The following is a 1,903-nucleotide window of genomic DNA, read 5'->3' as shown; positions in this document are numbered from 1 at the left end:
GTGTTGATCCGTATCTCGCCCTGCATCAGGCCGGTTTGCTATGAACCACTGGACTCAACTCACCCTGGCACGCAGGGGTCTCGGCGGTGGTGTTGATCATTACATGGTGGAAATTTACTGGAAGGACGGTAATTGGGTCGTAAATCAGGTGTAGCAATCCCTGTCACCCGATCTACCCGACCTCGGAGCGGTCACAATTCCCGCTTAAGCGGCCAAAGGCACTTCGAACGCGGCGGATTACACCCCGTGCCCAGCGATGTCCATCTGTTCTACCGTCGCGGCGTCGTACCCGAGTGAACGCAAATACTGCTTTGCAGCGGCTACAGCGGCGGCGGCCTCAGCTTGCGTATTAATGCCGCCTGGGTAGGCGATGGCATATGCGACCTTGCAGTCCTGCTCAATCTGCCAGAGGAACTTGTTCTCGTTGACGTAGCCGTTTGCCGCGGCAGCGTTAGCGCAGGAATACTCGTTCGCCTGTGCGGTCGGTGCTGCGATAACCCACGCGACCACCAACAACGCGGCCCCGGTGACTCCAGCTCTTCCAATGGATGTCATAGCTAACTCCCCTAAGTACACCGACCTTAACTAGCAAGTCTGCCGTGCGCCGCCAACTGTTGGCAGTTCTAGAACTGCACGCCCGTGGCTTACACGCCATTGAAGGCAAGGCAACCGCCGTAGGCAACCATTCTTCGTCGCGTCAACGAAGACTTGGTGCAAATACCGAATCGCTACACGTTTGTCGGTCAGTCCATCTGGTACCTCCCAACCGTGAGCATCAGACGGTTCATCGGGATCGTAGGCGCGGTGCTCGTGATCGGGGGCTTAGTGCTTCTATAGCTCGCCGCGTTACCTTATGGCGATGCGTTGGTTTGCCCGTCCCGAAGACGACCCCCACCAACTCAGGGTGGTGCCACGGCTGGGTTGGTGGATTGAGGCCGGCGATCCAGACCAAGTTCGTCTGCGGGCGGATCTGAATGACACCGGAGCGCTTCTCGTTTTCTCACGCATCGACGGCCCATGGCGGCTTCGACTCGACGTTGGGCTCCCCAAGACACGGGATCTACTCGATGAGGTGGCCAGAACTGACGTGCCTACGTTATGAAGACGGTGCTTTCTTACATTCCCGCCGTGTCAGACTGCTGCGTGGCCAAAGACGGCAATCAGTGCCATGCCTGATCGATCGGCGCAGAAGCAGCAACGCGGCGGACGCCATCGCGATGACACCGCTGCCGGCAGGCACTTCCCGATCCCCCATCACCGCGTGGTTTTGGCAAGCCTAAGTGCCGGTGTCGTTGTCATGGCTGGCTACTTCGCGGTAGCAACCGATGCAACGAAAGGTCATGGCGGTGACCGCGTCGCACAGTCGGCCACGACATCACCCGGTGGCGCCTTGGCGCCGCAACCGACGCCGGTCCCGCAAGCATCCGCCCCCGCCTCCACCGACACTCTGGAAGCCGACTTCGGCCAATTGCGAGAAAGGATGCGCGGCAAGGTAGCGATCGCGATCAGCGCCGTGGGGGCAGATGCAAGAGCCAGGGTCCTCGGCGATTGGCCAGCAGGGCAGGCCTGGTCGACGATCAAAGTGCCTTTAGCCATCGCCGTGCTGCGGGAAACAAACCAAACGGAAGTAAGCCAGAACATGGTCGCGGCGATCACCGACTCGGACAACGCGGCAGCTGAATCGTTGTGGAGCAGCCTCGGCGAACCGTCGGTCGCTGCACAAAAAGTCGAGGCAGTCCTTCGTGAAACTGGGGATCAGACCGAAGTTCAATCCCGCAGAGTCCGACCGCCGTTTACTGCATTCGGCCAGACTATCTGGTCTCTGACCTGAATTAGGTCACCTCCGGAGCGTTTTCCGACCGGCACTTGGCTGACCTGCTGGTTTGGCGGCCCGGTGGGGTGG

2 protein-coding genes are annotated in these 1,903 nt (G+C 60.0%); one reads left to right on the top strand and one right to left on the bottom strand.

Going from position 1 to position 1,903, the window contains the following annotated elements:
• Positions 1 to 237 precede the first annotated feature (237 nt).
• Complete coding sequence (locus AO501_RS14115; RefSeq protein WP_156452552.1) at positions 238 to 555, bottom strand: hypothetical protein; 318 nt, start codon at positions 553 to 555, stop codon at positions 238 to 240.
• A 613-nt stretch (positions 556 to 1,168) separates the two neighbouring features.
• On the opposite strand from AO501_RS14115, the gene AO501_RS38020 reads away from it, so the two are divergent.
• Complete coding sequence (locus AO501_RS38020) at positions 1,169 to 1,831, top strand: hypothetical protein (protein ID WP_197419843.1); 663 nt, start codon at positions 1,169 to 1,171, stop codon at positions 1,829 to 1,831.
• Positions 1,832 to 1,903 lie beyond the last annotated feature (72 nt).

Source organism: Mycobacterium gordonae (genome assembly GCF_001417955.2).
GTDB lineage: Bacteria > Actinomycetota > Actinomycetes > Mycobacteriales > Mycobacteriaceae > Mycobacterium > Mycobacterium gordonae_B.
Note: the sequence above shows the minus strand (reverse complement) of the source record. Positions and strands in the feature narration are given on the sequence as shown.

What these genes read in the sequence shown, in the direction of transcription:
- AO501_RS14115 (WP_156452552.1), bottom strand. Translation starts at nt 555, where the DNA reads ATGACATCCATTGGAAGAGCTGGAGTCACCGGGGCCGCGTTGTTGGTG.
- AO501_RS38020 (WP_197419843.1), top strand. Translation starts at nt 1,169, where the DNA reads ATGCCTGATCGATCGGCGCAGAAGCAGCAACGCGGCGGACGCCATCGC.